This is a genomic window from Vibrio sp. E14 (assembly GCF_020515785.1).
Classification (GTDB): Bacteria; Pseudomonadota; Gammaproteobacteria; order Enterobacterales; family Vibrionaceae; genus Vibrio; species Vibrio diabolicus.
On the sequence record NZ_JAHPJI010000003.1, the window covers coordinates 319,132 to 335,458 of the forward strand.

Here is a 16,327-nt window from a genome sequence, read left to right on the forward strand (position 1 = left end):
ATCGCTATGTGTTCAAATTATAAGCATAAATTGTAGAGAACAAGGTAAGTTGAACTCGACACTTTTGGTTTAAATTTGTACTGTGATTCCTTCTTCGGCTCTTCATTAAAGTTGTGCGCAAGAGCTACAAAATAATAATCGGATCAGTTGGCAAGGAAAGGACATGCAGCAGTTTTATATCAGGCGGCTGAGGGAAGAAGATGTTCCCTTGCTCAAACAATTACTCGTTGAACTCGATACATCGCACTATGAAGCTGAACCGAACTTCTATCGTCCACCCAAGGAATTGGCGCAACTAAGAGAATCATATGGCACTTTCGAAAAGTATTTTGACGGCAGCGTGAGCGCTTTTATTGCTTGTTCGCAAAGAAAGGTCGTCGGTTTTATCTCTGGTTCGGTTCGTAACGTTCAGTCGCTGATTTCACCAGAAAAACGCGTTGGTTTTATTAATGAGCTTATTGTTTCAGAGAGCCATCGAAACTTAGGAATAGGTTTATCGCTGATGGATAAGATGGAAAGCGATTTGTGTGCTCAAGGAATAGAAGAAATCGGCTTAACCGTGGCGTCATTTAACCATGAAGGTGAGGATTTCTATCATAAAATGGGCTACCGGGTGATGACGAAACGTATGACCAAGCGCGTAAAAGATTCGTAAAAACAAGATGGTAGGAATGAAACGCCTCTTACCTCTAGAAGAGGCGTTTTTATAGTATTTATTTCAAATTAGCGGCGGTTTGATTCCCCATCGCAATTAACTTATCTAAAACGCGCTCACCGTCGGCACGTAAACCGTTGTGCTCGTACTCGTTAGTGATCCACGCTTTTGAGTTTGGGATTAACGCGAGCGTTTCTCGGCTGATATCCATTTCCACAAACATATCATCGGCGTAAACGGCGCAACTGACAGGCACTTTGTTTTGAGCCAGTTGTGTTTGATCGTACAGCGCAGTCCAATCTTCTTTCGCAGCCAATATTTCAGCTGCATCTTTTAGTGGCTTGAGGTTGACGTATTGATCGAACATCCATGGGAAGACCATTTCCCCCGTAAAGTAAAATGGCTTGCCAGGTTCATAATTAAACTCTGGTCGGGTTTGGCGAACACGGTGTGCACTCCAATTTGACGCAAAACCTTGGCAATAAATCGATTCATGCAAAATGGCGTAAATCGGGTTGGTTTGGAAGTTTTGCTGCGCCAACATATCGTTCAAGAACTCATAGCGAAGTTGTTGTTTGCCGTTCACTTCAATCAATGCACTTTCTAGCCAATAGTAAGTTGGCAAGAAAGTATCACTCACACCAAAGTTGATACCGATCTGCTGAAATTGCTCCACTGTGAAGCGTTGACCATTTGGTAGGTACTCTTCATTTTCCAGCAAGTGATTCGCAATGTTTTGGCAAAGTTGTTGCGCTTTTGGGAATTGCTGGAAGAACGCTTGGTTTTTCTCCATGGTACGTTTGAAGGTGGCTTCATACACATCGTCGGCATGACGCGAGACTGATGGCACGCCACCCGTGATGTAGCTTTGCAGCAAGCTGTCTGGGAACAAAGACAAATAGGTGAGGGAGCAAAACCCCCCAAAGCTTTGACCTAAGATCGCCCATTTTTCGACGCCAAATTGCTCACGAATGTACTCCGCGTCGCGCACGATGTTATCCGCTCGGAAGTGGCTCAAGTACTCGGCCTGCTTCTGCGGCGTGAAATGAGCCAGAGTCTGATGATTAATCACCGAACTATTGCCCGTACCGCGCTGGTCGAGAAGCAAAACTCGGTACTCTTGCAGCGCGCGTTTTACCCAGCCGTTATTGCCGTTTTGACGCGGAGAGGGAAAGCCTGGCCCGCCCTGAAAGTAAACCAACCAAGGTTTGGTCGATTCTTCATCGCCAACTAGGCAAACTGCACGAGCGAAGACTTCAATGGTGCCTTTACTCACGTCTTGGTAATCCAGAGGAACGGTAAAACTGTGGGGAGTGTAATGCAATCCTGCGTCGATAAATGATTGAGCGTTCATTGTTATCTTTATTTCCTTATTGAGGGGTAGCGCTACTTTACTGCGAATGGCGTGAAGAACCAATGCTATTTCCAAATCGCTTCGTCAGTTCTATACCTTGGTCAAATCAATGTAAGTTCAAGAAAATGAAACGATTAGCGACTGGTGCAACTGGTTGAGTGAGCTATGCTCAATAGAGTTGCGACAAAGTGAGAGCATGGAGGAAGTCGGATGAAAGTGTCACTGGCTCGATGGATTATTGTGACTTGTTTAATAAGCGTACCTACTTTTGCCGTTGTTACGCCCAACCCACCTCAATTAAAGGCGAAAGGTTACGTATTAATGGACTTTCAATCCGGTGCCATTATTGCCGAGCATAACGGGCGAGCAGGCCTTGCTCCGGCGAGTTTAACCAAGTTGATGACCGCTTACGTCGTTGGACAAGAAATCAAAGCGGGGCGTTTGAAATGGGATGATGTTGTCACCGTGAGCGAAAACGCGTGGTCGGCCAAGTTTCCCGGATCTTCTAAAATGTTCATCAAACCGAAAGATGAAATTAGTGTTGCGAACTTAATGCGCGGCGTGATCATCCAATCGGGTAATGACGCGTGCGTTGCACTGGCTGAACACGTTGCAGGCAGTGAACGCGGTTTTGTCGCCTTAATGAATGGTTGGGCGGAGAAATTAGGACTGCAAGACACCTATTTTGTGAACTCCCATGGTCTCGATAGCGAAGGCATCCAAACCTCACCCACCGATATGGCAAAACTCATGCAGTCGATCATCAACGATGTTCCCGCTGTGTATGCGCTATATAGTGAGAAAGTCTTCAAGTGGAACGACATTACGCAGTACAACCGCAATAAATTACTGTGGGACAATTCCATTGACGTCGACGGGGGCAAAACCGGTTACACCAGCAATGCGGGATACAGTTTGGTGAGCTCGGCCAAAGAAGGGAAAATGCGGTTGATTTCGGTAGTGATGGGCACGCCAAGTAAACAGGCTCGAACGAGCCAATCCAAGAATTTGCTCAGTTATGGTTTTCGTTTTTATGACACCAAGCAAGTTGCTAAGCAGGGCCAAGTTGAGTCTAAAGTTCGCGTTTGGAAGGGAAATGCCAATCAAGTCGAAGCGATCTTCGCTAAAGATGCCTATCTCACTCTGCCTCGTTCAATGACGGCAGGGCTTGATAAGAGTGTGGTGTTAAATGAACCGTTGATTGCGCCGATCGCGCAAGGAGATGAGATTGGTAAGGTCGTTTGGAAAAGCGATGACAGTACCGTGGCGAGTTATCCCCTGGTCAGCAGCCAAGCGGTAGAAGAGGGCTCGTGGTTCGGTCAGCTTTGGGACAGTCTGGTGCTGTGGGTGAAATCGTTCTTTAACTAGAATAAAAACGAGCAGAAGTGTCTTTCTGCATTCTTTTGTTGATGGCCGCCCAGCTAAACGCTGGGCGGTGTTTTATTTAACGGTTTATTCCGACAAGGTTATGATTGGTAAATCGTCCCAAATCTTACTTTCATCCGATGCGCCACCGGAGAAGTTCCAAGGGCCTTTGTCTTGCTCTAGCGGACGGTAAGTTGCCGAAAGGCCGTCTAAGTCCCAAGTCGTCACATAGAATCGAATGCCATCCAGTGAATCAGGTCGACCCAGCGCGTCACTCGCAAAGTCCATCGAAATAGTGTTATTGGCTTTGTCTACCGTGACCATTGGTGCTGGCGTCACCGCTTCTCCCCATGTCGTCGCATTTGATCCTTTGGTGTTGTAAATCGAGCTTTGCCAGCCAAAAACAACCGCATTGCGACTCCAGGTTCCGCTTGGCATAGAAGCGTTGATCTTCGGTAGCTCAGACAAGTTAGTTGCGGCTTCTTCAGGTAAATCAATAAAGATGGTGAAACCCACGTGGTCGAAGCCGTTTGGTGGCAACCAAGTGTCGGTGATGTTGTCCATGGTGAAGGTCAAACGTACGTTACTGCCAACGGTAAACACTTCTGCTTTGTTGATTGCGAGCTGGCTGTTGTCTTTGTCGAACGTTGGATCGGTTGGTAATGAGTAGTTACCGTTTGGACCGCCCATGCCGTCTTGTGCATCCCCCGCATCATCAATGGTGTCATCCGGCGAGCTTGACCAGCTTAGGTTCGAGATAAAATTCACATCCTCGATGCCTGCTTTTTTCTCGGTGGAATAAATTGCAAAGCGATGCTGTTGTTCGCCAATCGCAAAGTGACGAGTCGACAGCGTGACACTAAACTGACCATCAGCACCTACAGTAATGGTTTGCGCTGTTTCCAAGTTACCATCGACGACGAGGTTCAACTTCTCGTTTGCATTAGCAGTACCAGCAATCACGATGTCATCTGTGATGGTTTGCCCTTCCCAATCCTGCGCTAGTTGGATGTTGAGGTCTGGTGTATCTACCGATTGGGTGTCGTTAGTTTTCGAGTAAATCACGGCAGATTTGGCTGGTAGCTCAAGGGTTATGTGACCGTTTTCATCTGCGACTAACTGTTCTGGAGCTTCTGCCCAGTTCGACATGATTTGTTGTTTGAAGACGGTGCCGCCAACTTGTTCTACATCGAGTTGGTTCATCAACATCGGCGAGTTGGATGTATTCATCACAACCAAGACCTCGTCGTTATCCAACGTTCGGGTAAAGGCGAAGACGCCCGCGCCCGCTTTATCGCTGCCAATCACTTTTATTTCGCCACGTGTCATGACTTTGTTTTCAGTGCGTAGCTTGGCAAGTTCTTGAATAAACAAGTACATCTCACTGTTTTGGTCGAACGAGTCTACGTAGTTGCCATCTTCACGGTACCCTCCGGCAAACATCGCATCACGCGCCGCTGACATTGCTTGCTCTGTACCTTGGTAAATCACAGGAATACCCGGTACGCTCATCATGGTGATCAGTGCTTGTTTCATGTCATTCACGCTACCTTGCGACAGAAAACGCGGCATGTCGTGATTATCAATGAAGTTTGGCATGATGTATGGATTCGGGAACATCTCCTTCATTTTCTCAAGACGGAAACGCAAATAGTCGGTCGGTTGCCCTGATGCAAATACGCGCGTCATGGTCGCTTGCAATGGGAAGTTCAGTACCGAGGTTAGCTGTTTCGGCGAGCCTCTTTCACCGATGTAAGTCAGCATCTTCTCTTCGCCTTCGGTGTGGTAAGGCGTAGATGTTTCGAATACTTCACCAAAAGTGAGGAAGTTGTCACGACCGGTATCAACCGCTTGCGTCATCACACCATCGTCGGCGTGTAGGAAATCGTTCCAGAAATCGTGTTCAACAAACTTCACCGTATCGATACGGAATCCGTCGACGCCGACTTCGCGAATCCATTTTCGGTAGCTCTCTTTTAGATAAGCGCGTACTTCAGGATCGGACGTATTAAGGTCATCCAAATCAGAGAGCTGCCAGGTTTTTTCTTGTACCGGATCGTTGTGGTCGGTGATGGTTGGCGTCCAGTGGTAGCTGCCTGTGCCGTCTGTTTTACACTCCTTCATGTTGAGTGGGTACGGCAGTTCTTGTCCGGCGGGTAGTGCATTTTTAATCAAACGGAAGCCTTGGCAAGGTAGGCTTGGATCATAACTGTAAGGATCATCGTATGTGAAGAAGTTGCCTACATGGTTAGTCACGATGTCCTGAATTAAGAACATGTTACGCGCATGCACTTCGCGTGCTAACGCTTGGTAGCTTTCCATGTCACCAAAGTGTTTATCCACTTTTTGAAAATCGCGCGCCCAGTACCCGTGGTAGCCGCCGTAGTTTTGCTCTGCATCCCACCATTGGTTAGCAACTGGCGGAGTAATCCAGATCGATGTGGCACCGAGATCTTCGATGTAGCTTAACTTATCACTCACACCAACGAGGTCGCCGCCGCTGAATTTTTTATCCGAAGTCGGATCGAATTCGTTTTGCCCTTGATCATTAAGAGCGCTGTCGCCGTCGTTAAAACGGTCGATCATCAGGAAGTAAATGATTTGATCTTGCCAATCAGGAGATGCCACGTGGCTGCCTGTATCGACTGGTGTGGTTTCGTCGCTTCCACAGCCAGAAAGGGCAAGAGCGATCGCGAAAGGAAGTATTTTTATTTTACTCATTGGGTTAGGTAGAGTTTCAAACACAGTTTTTGCCTCCGTTATGCAGCAATGCAGAAACGATAAAGCAAAGGTTTGAAATTGAGAGTGTCATTTTACGCCAAAAAAGACGTGAAATGATGTCACGAAGCGGCGACTTTGATCTGACCGACAGTTTTAATTGAGCGGTTGCACAATAGGATATTGTATCGGGTAATGCTCTTTCGCGAGCTCGTTGCCGGATTCATCATAAAGGCGGAAACGGCACTGCTTTGCAGTTTGAGTGAGCGATAATTGTAGCACCCAACAAGCATAATGTAGCGAGTGTTGGGTCAAGCGCATTGCGTGAGGTGTGGGGCCATCATCGACGTAACAGTCAATCCTCGCAACGTTTTCAAGTCGGCATGCCAGTTCGATAAAGAGCGTATATTGCGCCCCAATGTTAATAAGTTGCCGAGTCGGGACAATATATTCCGTTGCGCCAATTAAAAGCCCCTTAGAAACTACATAATCACGCTGGTGGTTATTCTCAATGTAACGTTCCCCATCGACTTCATAACACAGGCGAAAGGTAAGGGGATGCGCCACCGGAAGTTCGGTCGTTGCCCAGAGTTCGGTGCCATGACTTAAAAAACGCTCGAAGAAGGCGGGGTAGCGCCGCCATGCGCCATCACGGTCACGGCATTCTACCGAGACCACTTTCTCAAACGCAATATTGTCCACTTCCATCCAGATTTTGCCGACAGGTTGGTCTATGTGGTTATCGTCGAAGGTATTGGCTTTGGCGTAGTACAAGCGGATCGGTTGCTGATTTAGCTGAGTTCGGTTATCCAAACATTGTTGGCGATACTGCATGGGTGAAAACGGATACCAACGACGAAAGGTGCGGTGAAAGTTCGATGGTTCTTCATAACCAAGTTGATAGGCGATTTGCTGCGTTGTGAGTTGGGTGTCGGCAAGCAAAGTGAGTGCTTGCTTTCTTTTAGCGAAATCAACGCATTGAGAGTAGCTCATTTGCTTTTCTTGCAGTCGACGTTGCAAGGTGCGTTTGGAGACGCCCAGTTGCCTTGCCGCTTGCTCTAACTTGAGCGCGTAATTGCTGTTTTTGATGAACAAGGCGTTCAAAACACTCAGTAATTCTGGTTGCTCAATTGGCTGGTGAGAAAGCAGCAAATAAACATGTTTCACCAAATCAAACACGCTTGAACTCGTTTTAGAATCTCGCGTTTCCTCTAGAAAAATATCGGCCGCGAGTGGATTGTTGGCGTGAACTTGTACCTGTATTGATTCGCTTAGCTCAAGCATCTCCAACTGCATTTTGAGCAAGCCAAACACCGACTCCGCCCAATTTGGCATATCGGCCGTTCTGCATTCGACTTGCAGATGGATTTGGGCATCACCATGTTGAAATGTGACGTACAAACGGCGGTCGAATAATGAAACACTTTTACTCCACCAAAGCAGCCCTTCTTGGAGGTTAGGCGCTTCTTTCAACATCATGCATTGCAAGGCAACCAACTTCTCAATGTGCCAATATTCGCCGGCAATTCTCAGGTGATTGTGACCGAGCTTTTTGCACAGAAAGGATGTAATAACGTTATCTTGAGGCAGCATGAGTTGAGTTTGGTTGCGAGCAAACATGCATTATTGCTGAAAAGATGAAGAAGTTCAGTGAGAACGTTCAAAGCCTTTCTTATCGTTTTATTTTCAAATTTATTTTGAAAATGTTTTTAATCGAAATCGGTTTTTCCCTTTATCTCATGAGGTTATGCTGTTACACAGCTTAAATTCATTAATTGGAGAACCTCATGGATATCGTACAAGCTGCAAAATCTCGTTACTCAACGAAAGTGTTTGACCCAACGCGCAAGCTACCTCAAGAAAAAATCGATGCAGTTAAAGAGCTGATTCGTTTTAGTCCATCGAGTGTGAACTCTCAACCTTGGCATTTCATTCTGGCAAGCACAGAAGAAGGCAAACAGCGCATCGCTAAAGCGGCGCAAGAGAACTACGCGTTTAACGCGGCGAAGATTCTCAACGCTTCTCACGTATTGGTATTTTGTGCGAAAACAGGCATTGATAACGACTACATTGAAGCGCTAATGGCGCAAGAAGAAAAAGATGGCCGATTCCCAACTGAAGAAGCGAAAGCGGCTGTGCGCGGTGGTCGTAGCTACTTTGTGAACATGCACCGTTTTGATCTGAAAGATGCGAACCATTGGATGGAGAAACAAGTTTACCTCAACGTGGGTACGTTGCTGTTGGGTGCTTCGACGCTAGAAATCGATGCAGTGCCAATTGAAGGGTTTGATCCCAAAGTGCTGGATGAAGAATTTGGCTTGCGTGAAAAAGGTTACACCAGCGTTGTGATCGTGCCGCTTGGCTACCACGCGGAAGATGACTTCAACGCGAAAACGCCAAAGTCTCGCTGGGATGCAGAAACCGTATTCACCGAGATCTAATTCGAGCTTACTTGCAGGTGACGTAGAACCTCGCAATCAATATATAAATCGCAAAAGAGTGATAAAACGATGATCCACTTAGTTGCAGAAGTGAAAGCCTATCCAGATAGTAAGGATCAGGTGGCGAATTTGCTTGCTGGTTTACTAGAGCCAACCCGCAAAGAAGAAGGCTGTTGCCAATACGAGTTGTATCTCGACGAAAAAGTTGAAGGCCTATTTATGTTCCAAGAAATTTGGGCATCGCAAGAGGCCTTGGATAAGCATTTGCAAAGCCCGCACATGGCGACGTTTCTTGAAACATTGGAAGAGAACGATTGGGTTGAATATACCCAGATTCGTCCTCTTCGATTTATCGCCTAATGACAGAAGGTTGCCAGCACGTTGGCGCGTTGCTGGCAGCATTTTTGTTGGATAAAGTCGCGGAAAGTCCGAATCGTTGGCGTCAGTAAGCGACGATCGGCGCACACCATGTAGAGTGGCACTGGGCCGCAATCCCACTCTGGTAACACTCGCACCAATCTTCCCTCGATTAAGTCTCGGCTGATGTCCATCAATGATTTATTCGCAATGCCTTTGCCTTTGATCGCTAACCGGTGTGGCAAGTCACTATCGTTGCTCATCAAGTTACCGCTGACCACGATTTGTTCTTTCTCGCCGTCACGCGTGAGCGTCCATTTGTTGTAGACCGAATCCGCGACCATATAGCACAAGCAGTTGTGTTGCGTTAAATCGGCAGGAGAGGTGAGTTCTGGATGTGTAGCTACGTACTCTGGCGATGCACATAAGATCCGTTCGTTTGACCCACACAAAGCCAACACGACCAGATTGGAGTCGGCCGGCTCGCCGTAGCGAATCGCAATATCGACAGGCTTGGTGTACATATCCGTCAAGCTATCGGACAGCTCTAGTTTGATGGAAACATTTGGGTAGAGATCGATGAACTCATCTACCCAATCGAGCAACATATTGCGACCAAAATCGGAGGGCGCAGTAATGTGCAGTTGACCAGATAACTCGCCACGCGCACTTGAGATCTGATCCAGCCCCTCTTGCAATGTTGCCAATGCTTGCGTGGTTTTGTCTAAAAACAGTTCGCCCTCTGAGGTTAAACGCAGGCTTCGGGTGGAACGCACAAACAGCGGGAAACCGATTTGCCCTTCAAGACGCTTAATCGATGCGCTAATGGCGGCAGGTGTCATGTCCATGCTGTTGGCGGCTTTTGAAAAGCTGCCTTGGCGCGCGGTTTCGACAAAAATATTGAGGTCGTTGAGGGCTTTCATCGTGAAAAGGATGTTTGTGAAGTTTGAGCTACTATAGGGGAGATGAGCAAAGTAATTCAAGCTAAACGCCTTTGAAGGTGAAAACATTAGGTTAAGTGGTCACTTTGAGTTAGATTAGCCCGCCACTTACATCGTTACTGGATCAACAACATGAGCAACGAACAGCCGAATAACCCTCTGCATGGGTTGAGTTTAGAAAAAATCGTCACCCGACTAGTTGAACACTTTGGTTGGAATGGCCTGTATGAGCGCGTTCGAGTGAACTGTTTTAAGAAAGATCCGTCGATCAAATCTTCTCTGAAGTTTTTGCGTAAAACGCAATGGGCCAGAGATAAGGTGGAAGCGCTGTATATCGAGACGTTTTGCTAATCGCTCTATGGCCTGCAGTCAGCCGTAAGTAGACTCTTAGTCTCGCTATGGCTCGCTAGAATGACGCAGTTTTTCTTATCGCGTAGGCTTGAAGAGTGGCTCTGCTGTTACGTCTAGCGAGATTCCGAATGACTCGCTTGTGCTCGTCTGGGATGGTTTTCTTAGGTAGTATTGTAGAGCTCAGAACCTAAACGAGGTTCGTCATTCTGAACCGCGAGGAACGAGCGTGATTCAGAATCTACCCTCAGATTGTATTGAGTTTATTCATCGCTCTATGGCCTGCAGCAAGCGGTATGTAGATTCTTAGTCTCGCCTTGGCTCGCTAGAATGACGCTAGTTCTCTTATCGTGTAGGCTGGGAGAGTAGCTCTACTATTACGTCTAGCGAGATTTCGGATGACTCGCTTGTTCTCGTCTGGGATGGTTTTCTTAGGTCGTATTGTAGAGTTCAGAGCCAAACTCGAACCGTCATTCTGAACCGCGAGGAACGAGCGTGATTCAGAATCTACCCTCAGATTGTATTGAGTTTATTCATCGCTCTATGGCCTGCAGCAAGCGGTATGTAGATTCTTAGTCGCGCTTTGGCTTGCTAGAATGACGTAGCTTTTCTTATCGCGTAGGCTGGAAGATTAGCTCTACTATTACGTCTAGCGAGATTTCGGATGACTCGCTTGTGCTCGTCCGGGATGGTTTTCTTAGATAGTGTTGTAGAGTCCAGAACCTAAACGAGGTTCGTCATTCTGAACAGCGAGGAACGAGCGTGATTCAGAATCTACTCTCAGATTATATTGAGTTTATTCATCGCTCTATGGTCTGCAGCAAGCTGTCAGTAGATTCTTAGTCTCGCCTCGGCTCTCTAGAATGACGCTAGTTCTCTTATCGCGTAGGTTGGAAGATTAGCCATACGTTATTCCCGACAGCGATGAAGAATCGCTGTCGGGAACCTCGCCTTTAATCTCTCGTTTCTTGCTACTCTAAATGATGCGTGCTACCCACAGTTCCTTCCAAGTCTAAAATCGACTGGCGCACATGGTCAGGAATCGCCGCTTTTACGTTGTTCTTAAAATCAAACATCACACCAGTGGCGGTCGCGATGGTCGCAATCTTACCCCACTTCTTACTCAGTACTTGGTATTCCATCGTGATTCGATCTTCTTGCATGTCGATCACGCGCGAGCCGACTAATAACGTGTCTGGGTAAGTGACAGGAAGCTTGTAGCGGCATTGCGTCTCGCTCAGTACTGGCCCAATTTGCGAGGTTTGCAGGTCGACTAGCAGATTAATTTTGTTGAAGTAATCTAAACGCGCCGTCTCGAAGTAGCGAAAATAGACCACGTTATTGACGTGTTGCAGAGCATCCATTTCACCCCATGCGACTTTGATCTCTGTGATAACGGGAAAGTCTTTTAACAGTGTGTCCATTTTTAGTGCTCCTTTTTTATCTGCATTGCCACAAATTGCGACGCGACTTATCACTTTGAGCATTTATTCTAGATGTAATTATTTAATATGTAATAAAATTGTTTTTAAAGTGTGAAACAAAATGGCAATCTTATTATGTAAACTAGAAACTTTACATAATCGAGTTGAAGGCGTAAGTTTAACTAAGAGTAACCAAATAGGAGGTGTCTCATGACTGAGCTGAAAGGTTTCAATCTAGCCAAGGTGGAAAAACGCATTGACTGGACTGGCGAGCTGTTCAGTTTAAGGGTCTCAGGCGCGCCTCTTACCTTTAAAGCCGGCCAGTTCACCAAGCTTGCTTTGCTTGATGATGAAGGCAAGCTGATAAGTCGTGCTTACTCTGTGGTTAATGCGCCAAGCGAACAGTTCGATTGGTTGGAGTTCCTAATAGTAGCCGACCCTCAAGGACAACTTTCCCCAAGGCTCCAAAAGCTTAAATCTGGTGATAGTATTTATGTTGGTGAGACCGCACATGGTGACTTAATCCACGACTCTATTCCTAAACAGGCTCATGATCTGTGGCTGCTATCTACAGGTACAGGTATTGGACCGTTTTTATCGCTACTGGATGATATAAACTTACCACCTCATAATGAGCGAATTGTGCTTGTTCATGCGGTTCGCTACGAAAAAGATCTGGTCTACAAATATCTGATTGAGCAACTACAGCAACGATATGAAGGCAGATTAAAGTACATCCCGATAGTCAGTAGGGAAGTGGTGGATGGTCAGTTACAAGGTCGAACTCCCGAACTCATCGAATCGGGTAGATTGTCCAACGCTGCTGATGTGCCATTCTCTGCTCAAAGTAGTTTTGTCATGATGTGTGGGAACCCGCAGATGATCAAAGATACCTTGCCAGTCTTACAAGGGCTTGGGTTGGAAAAGTATCGTCCTAAAACAGGAGGCAATATCATCTATGAGCGTTACTGGTAGCGTTTGGTTAAATTGATATAACCATATTGAACACATGATGATCACCAATACCAAAGTCGTTCAAGCGTCCTAGCTTGTTCGATCAAAAAAGCCACATGAAGTGGCTTTTTTAATATCGATAGAGTTAATCAGACTTATTGTTGATTAACGTACGCTTTAAAGCGAGCTTTGGTTTCTGCGTCTGCTTTTTGGTACCAGAAGTGCAGCATCTCTTCTGCTGTCGAACCTGATTTAACCGCAGTCTTCATATCTTCAGGAATCTTTGCTGGCAGTGTTACTGGTTGAGCAACGGCTGCACCAGCAACAGCGATAGCAGCAACGCCGCCTGTTTTGTTGTAGCTTTCCACTTCACGCACGTAATCACGACCGATTTGCATACCCGGTTTGATCAATTTGTCTTGTTCAACGGCGACGGTGTTGCCTGAATCATCAACCAGTTTCCAATCTAAGTCCTTGATCTTTTCTTCCGCGTCGCGAAGGTTGCGGTATTCTGGCATTTGTAGCGTCAGCTCGGCATTGGCAGCGTCAAATCGTGTAACGATAACATCGCTTTCAACACTTAAACGGTCATTGCCTTGGTTAAAGTAAGGGGCGAAGCGAAATACGACTTGGTTAACACCATCAGGTAACGTTAGTGTTCTTTCCGAGGCGAAAAAACCACCCGAAAGGTCTGCTTTTTCACCGTTAGCCGCTAATACTGAAACGTTGTCAGGAACACTCACGGTTACATCTGCGAATGCCATGCCACTCATTGCGAGAGCAAGCGCACAAGTTAAAGGCTTGATCAATTTCATTGTTTTTATCCTAAGCAAATTAGTGGTCATCGAGAGTGCATCGTTCATTGCCCGATTGCAACTCCCAAGTGTAAGAAGTATGAAAATTTAACAAGAACGTCATTTTTATCGCATTTATTACGGGGAAACTGTGATCCAAATAGAATCAAACCGCTGCAATAGAGCGGTTTGATATCATAAGTTATAGATTAAATTTCTTTCTAACTTATTGATTTGTTATATGCCTGCACCGTGTCCAGGCTCTGATTGGTCATCGGAAGCGTCTTGTTGTTCTGCCATTTCTTCTTGCTGTTGTGCTTTCTCAATGCTCAACCACCAAACAAATAACTCATACCAAATCGCCAGGATAACGGCACCTAAGAACAGACCAACGATGCCGTAGAAAAGCATACCACCGATGGCACCGAGCAGAATCACAGGCATTGGTACGTCGACACCACGTCCCATTAACATTGGTTTGAACAGGTTTTCAGAAAGTGCTGCAACTACTACCCAGACAGTAAACATGGTTGCTGTCGTTGTATCTTGAGTCATGTACATGAAGCCAATCACTGGTAGTACGGCAAGCAGCGCTGGTAGCTGAGCGATACACAAGATCATCAGAATCAGAGTGAGCAAACCAGCTGCCGGAACGCCAAATACAAAGAAACCAGCACCGATCAGTAGCGCTTGAATCGCCGCCACACCGACTACGCCAAGCAGTACGCTTTTAATGGTTGCTGCGATAAGCGTGGTCCAGCTTTTAGCGTTTTCACCAGCGGTACGAATAGCGATGGTTCTTAGACCTGATGCTGCAGATTCAGAGTACGTCATAAAACCTGCTGCAATCGCAAGTGACAAGATTGAGAGCAATAAACTTCCCAATACACCGCCAAGTGTGCCTAGCAAAGAAGTGAGCGCGGACTTTATCTGCGGCATAAAGGTTTGAATCGCTTGTTCAAGGTTAGTCGCGAATAGGGTCCACACCTCATAGAGCTTATCACCTACGACAGGCCAATCCGCAACGGAAGGTTTTGGACCTGGGATCTTCACTTGTCCGTTTTGCAATACTTCAAGCGCATGCGTTGCACCATCCACAATGGAGCCTGACACCATAACAAGTGGTGTGACTAAGAGTGCAATACCAAGTAAAGCAATCGTTGTGGCTGCCAGGCCTCTACGACCGCCATATGCACGCTCCAGCTTTTTTGTAAGTGGCATTAAAGCGACGGCTATAATTGCACCCCAAATAACGGGAAGAATGAAGGGTTTGATGATGTCGTACGTAAACATCAGCAAGACGAAGATCAAGCCAATGCGTATTGCTGACTCCACCATATTACTGATGAAAAGCTTACTGTCGATTTTTACCGATTGTTTATCCATTTTTGTTTACCTGATGATCAATGTTAGAACTGACGAGACTTGAAACAACAATCGCCATATAGAAAACACCTGTAATGGCCTCTAAATACACCACGACTTGAGCCAATGGCGTTAGAGGGCTGATATCGCCATAACCAAGCGTGGTTAAGGTGACGAAACTAAAATACGCCGCATTAGAGAAATTCTGCCCCCAAGAAATGGCTTCCATACCAGTGAATGAGGTTGGCGAGAACTCTAGAAGAATGAGATAGGCAATTGCCCACATCAGACCAAGCAGCAAGAAAAGCGCGACTGAGCCAATGACTTTGTTGCTATTGACGTGGCCAGTGAAAAGAATCTGCCTTGCGATGGATTTAAAAGTGCCGAAAAAGAACGCGAAGGTGAGGGCAAGCATCACTACATTCATCTCTCGGATGTTGAAAACGGTCTTGATCACAATCACAAGAACCCAAACGCCAAACAGGGTATAGAGGAAACGAGACCACATTTTGTCGAAGCGAAGGCTGGCAAAACAGACAATGAACGTCAGAACCGTGAACGCCTGCAGTATGTGTTCAATCGTCCCTTCACCCACCACTTGTGCCATCGCACTCCCTAGCAACAAAATCACCAGCGCTAAAGTTAGATAGAAGAAGTTGTTTTCTTCATTAATGTTTTTGAGTTTTTTGCCAATGACCATGGTTCTTCTCACTTAGTTACTGTTCATTTTCTGCCGATGAATCTTTCATCACCATGATGGACGCAGAAAGCCCGAATCGAAGATCAACATCTTCTGGAAGTTCTTGGATTGAGATTCGTACCGGAATACGTTGTGCCAAGCGAATCCACTGAAAAACAGGGTTCACGTTTGGAAGAAGGTTGTAGCCGACCGTGCCGTCTTTCGGCGCAATACCCCAACCGATAGAGTCAACCGTTGCGTCAATTGGCGTGTCTGGGTGAGACATCAAAGTGACACGTGCTTGGCTACCCGGTTCGATTTGCGCGAGTTGGTTTTCACGGAAGAAACCAAACACCCAGAAACTGTTCTTGTCGATCAGCGCCAGCAGTGGCTGGTTTGCGACCGCTTGCGTACCGTTTCGAATATCGAGGTTAGACACAAAACCATCGACGGTCGCATAAACTTTGGTGAAGCTGAGGTTAAGGCGCGCTGACTTTAATTGCTCTTCTGCAGATTTGATTTGCAGTAGCGATTCTTCGTAAGCGATTTCACGACGAATCAGATCCTTGTGAGAAACCGCGCCGCGGTCTTTCGCGCGAATATCTTTAAGGCGGTCGTATTCGATTTTTTTACCGCGAGAGCTAACAATGGCGCGTTCTAGTGCCACTTCGGCTTGAGACAAAGCAACTTCGTAAGTCGCTGGGTCGATTTCAAACAGTAAATCGCCTGTTTTCACTTCTTGGTTGTCTTGCACCGCGACATTTACAATTGGGCCTGATACACGAGGAGCTACTTTGATGACGTTCGCGCGCACTTGGCCGTCGCGTGTCCAAGGGTTATTAAAATACTCTTCAAATTTTTGATAGCCGAGCCAAGCTGCGCCACCAAGAATGACAAGATTGAGTGCGATTACGAATAGTTTTTTCATCTTG

Annotated in this window: 15 protein-coding genes; 6 read left to right on the forward strand and 9 right to left on the reverse strand. The window is 46.4% G+C overall.

Going from position 1 to position 16,327, the window contains the following annotated elements; translation table 11 throughout:
• Positions 1–163 precede the first annotated feature (163 nt).
• A complete protein-coding gene (locus tag LIX84_RS10870; RefSeq protein WP_164665924.1) occupies positions 164–655 on the forward strand; it encodes a GNAT family N-acetyltransferase in 492 nt (163 codons plus the stop codon).
• Between the two features lie 58 nt (positions 656–713).
• On the opposite strand, the gene LIX84_RS10875 is transcribed toward LIX84_RS10870, so the two are convergent.
• Entirely contained in the window at positions 714–2,009 is a 1,296-nt protein-coding gene (locus LIX84_RS10875; protein WP_226421295.1) for an alpha/beta fold hydrolase, read from the reverse strand.
• A 210-nt stretch (positions 2,010–2,219) separates the two neighbouring features.
• Here LIX84_RS10875 and LIX84_RS10880 point away from each other — a divergent pair, with 210 nt between their 5' ends.
• Positions 2,220–3,377 (forward strand): D-alanyl-D-alanine carboxypeptidase family protein, encoded by a 1,158-nt coding sequence (locus LIX84_RS10880; protein WP_226421296.1) that lies wholly within the window; start codon positions 2,220–2,222, stop codon positions 3,375–3,377.
• An 84-nt stretch (positions 3,378–3,461) separates the two neighbouring features.
• Here the strand turns inward: LIX84_RS10880 and LIX84_RS10885 are convergent, their stop codons facing one another.
• Both LIX84_RS10885 and LIX84_RS10890 read right to left on the reverse strand, forming a co-directional pair.
• Complete coding sequence (locus LIX84_RS10885; protein WP_226421297.1) at positions 3,462–6,119, reverse strand: alpha-amylase family glycosyl hydrolase; 2,658 nt, start codon at positions 6,117–6,119, stop codon at positions 3,462–3,464.
• Between the two features lie 129 nt (positions 6,120–6,248).
• Positions 6,249–7,712: a helix-turn-helix domain-containing protein gene (locus LIX84_RS10890; protein ID WP_226421298.1), complete on the reverse strand. Its 1,464-nt coding sequence runs from the start codon at positions 7,710–7,712 to the stop codon at positions 6,249–6,251.
• Between the two features lie 167 nt (positions 7,713–7,879).
• Here LIX84_RS10890 and LIX84_RS10895 point away from each other — a divergent pair, with 167 nt between their 5' ends.
• Both LIX84_RS10895 and LIX84_RS10900 read left to right on the forward strand, forming a co-directional pair.
• Positions 7,880–8,533: an oxygen-insensitive NAD(P)H-dependent nitroreductase NfsB gene (locus tag LIX84_RS10895; protein WP_005480118.1), complete on the forward strand. Its 654-nt coding sequence runs from the start codon at positions 7,880–7,882 to the stop codon at positions 8,531–8,533.
• Positions 8,534–8,602: 69 nt separating this feature from the next.
• A complete protein-coding gene (locus tag LIX84_RS10900; protein WP_047009627.1) occupies positions 8,603–8,893 on the forward strand; it encodes a putative quinol monooxygenase in 291 nt (96 codons plus the stop codon).
• On the opposite strand, the gene LIX84_RS10905 is transcribed toward LIX84_RS10900, so the two are convergent.
• The gene (locus LIX84_RS10905; protein ID WP_031818458.1) at positions 8,890–9,813 is read right to left on the reverse strand and encodes a LysR family transcriptional regulator; all 924 of its coding nucleotides are present in this window, start codon (positions 9,811–9,813) and stop codon (positions 8,890–8,892) included. The two genes, LIX84_RS10900 and LIX84_RS10905, sit on opposite strands and share 4 nt — an antisense overlap.
• Positions 9,814–9,963: 150 nt before the next feature.
• Here LIX84_RS10905 and LIX84_RS10910 point away from each other — a divergent pair, with 150 nt between their 5' ends.
• Positions 9,964–10,182: a VF530 family DNA-binding protein gene (locus LIX84_RS10910; protein WP_005396617.1), complete on the forward strand. Its 219-nt coding sequence runs from the start codon at positions 9,964–9,966 to the stop codon at positions 10,180–10,182.
• A 968-nt stretch (positions 10,183–11,150) separates the two neighbouring features.
• Here LIX84_RS10910 and LIX84_RS10915 read toward each other — a convergent pair.
• The gene (locus LIX84_RS10915) at positions 11,151–11,603 is read right to left on the reverse strand and encodes an acyl-CoA thioesterase (RefSeq protein ID WP_005374933.1); all 453 of its coding nucleotides are present in this window, start codon (positions 11,601–11,603) and stop codon (positions 11,151–11,153) included.
• Positions 11,604–11,813: 210 nt separating this feature from the next.
• Between LIX84_RS10915 and LIX84_RS10920 the strand changes: the two genes are divergently transcribed.
• Positions 11,814–12,578, forward strand: a complete 765-nt coding sequence (locus tag LIX84_RS10920; RefSeq protein ID WP_226421299.1) for a ferredoxin--NADP reductase — start codon at positions 11,814–11,816, stop codon at positions 12,576–12,578.
• A gap of 134 nt (positions 12,579–12,712) precedes the next feature.
• Here the strand turns inward: LIX84_RS10920 and LIX84_RS10925 are convergent, their stop codons facing one another.
• From LIX84_RS10925 to LIX84_RS10940, 4 genes are all read right to left on the reverse strand, one after another.
• Positions 12,713–13,372: a DUF2057 domain-containing protein gene (locus LIX84_RS10925; RefSeq protein ID WP_226421300.1), complete on the reverse strand. Its 660-nt coding sequence runs from the start codon at positions 13,370–13,372 to the stop codon at positions 12,713–12,715.
• A 216-nt stretch (positions 13,373–13,588) separates the two neighbouring features.
• A complete protein-coding gene (locus LIX84_RS10930; protein WP_005396613.1) occupies positions 13,589–14,737 on the reverse strand; it encodes an AI-2E family transporter in 1,149 nt (382 codons plus the stop codon).
• On the reverse strand, positions 14,730–15,416 hold the full coding sequence (locus tag LIX84_RS10935; protein ID WP_005396612.1) for a potassium channel family protein: 687 nt from the start codon (positions 15,414–15,416) through the stop codon (positions 14,730–14,732). Before LIX84_RS10935 ends, LIX84_RS10930 begins: the two co-directional genes overlap by 8 nt.
• Before the next feature lie 16 nt (positions 15,417–15,432).
• Complete coding sequence (locus LIX84_RS10940) at positions 15,433–16,323, reverse strand: HlyD family secretion protein (RefSeq protein WP_006740779.1); 891 nt, start codon at positions 16,321–16,323, stop codon at positions 15,433–15,435.
• Positions 16,324–16,327: the final 4 nt, after the last annotated feature.

Bases quoted from the DNA above. Each gene is read 5' to 3' on its own strand.
- LIX84_RS10870 (WP_164665924.1), top strand. From the start codon at position 164: ATGCAGCAGTTTTATATCAGGCGGCTGAGGGAAGAAGATGTTCCCTTG.
- LIX84_RS10875 (WP_226421295.1), bottom strand. From the start codon at position 2,009: ATGAACGCTCAATCATTTATCGACGCAGGATTGCATTACACTCCCCAC.
- LIX84_RS10880 (WP_226421296.1), top strand. From the start codon at position 2,220: ATGAAAGTGTCACTGGCTCGATGGATTATTGTGACTTGTTTAATAAGC.
- LIX84_RS10890 (WP_226421298.1), bottom strand. From the start codon at position 7,712: ATGTTTGCTCGCAACCAAACTCAACTCATGCTGCCTCAAGATAACGTT.
- LIX84_RS10895 (WP_005480118.1), top strand. From the start codon at position 7,880: ATGGATATCGTACAAGCTGCAAAATCTCGTTACTCAACGAAAGTGTTT.
- LIX84_RS10900 (WP_047009627.1), top strand. From the start codon at position 8,603: ATGATCCACTTAGTTGCAGAAGTGAAAGCCTATCCAGATAGTAAGGAT.
- LIX84_RS10905 (WP_031818458.1), bottom strand. From the start codon at position 9,813: ATGAAAGCCCTCAACGACCTCAATATTTTTGTCGAAACCGCGCGCCAA.
- LIX84_RS10910 (WP_005396617.1), top strand. From the start codon at position 9,964: ATGAGCAACGAACAGCCGAATAACCCTCTGCATGGGTTGAGTTTAGAA.
- LIX84_RS10915 (WP_005374933.1), bottom strand. From the start codon at position 11,603: ATGGACACACTGTTAAAAGACTTTCCCGTTATCACAGAGATCAAAGTC.
- LIX84_RS10920 (WP_226421299.1), top strand. From the start codon at position 11,814: ATGACTGAGCTGAAAGGTTTCAATCTAGCCAAGGTGGAAAAACGCATT.
- LIX84_RS10925 (WP_226421300.1), bottom strand. From the start codon at position 13,372: ATGAAATTGATCAAGCCTTTAACTTGTGCGCTTGCTCTCGCAATGAGT.
- LIX84_RS10930 (WP_005396613.1), bottom strand. From the start codon at position 14,737: ATGGATAAACAATCGGTAAAAATCGACAGTAAGCTTTTCATCAGTAAT.
- LIX84_RS10935 (WP_005396612.1), bottom strand. From the start codon at position 15,416: ATGGTCATTGGCAAAAAACTCAAAAACATTAATGAAGAAAACAACTTC.
- LIX84_RS10940 (WP_006740779.1), bottom strand. From the start codon at position 16,323: ATGAAAAAACTATTCGTAATCGCACTCAATCTTGTCATTCTTGGTGGC.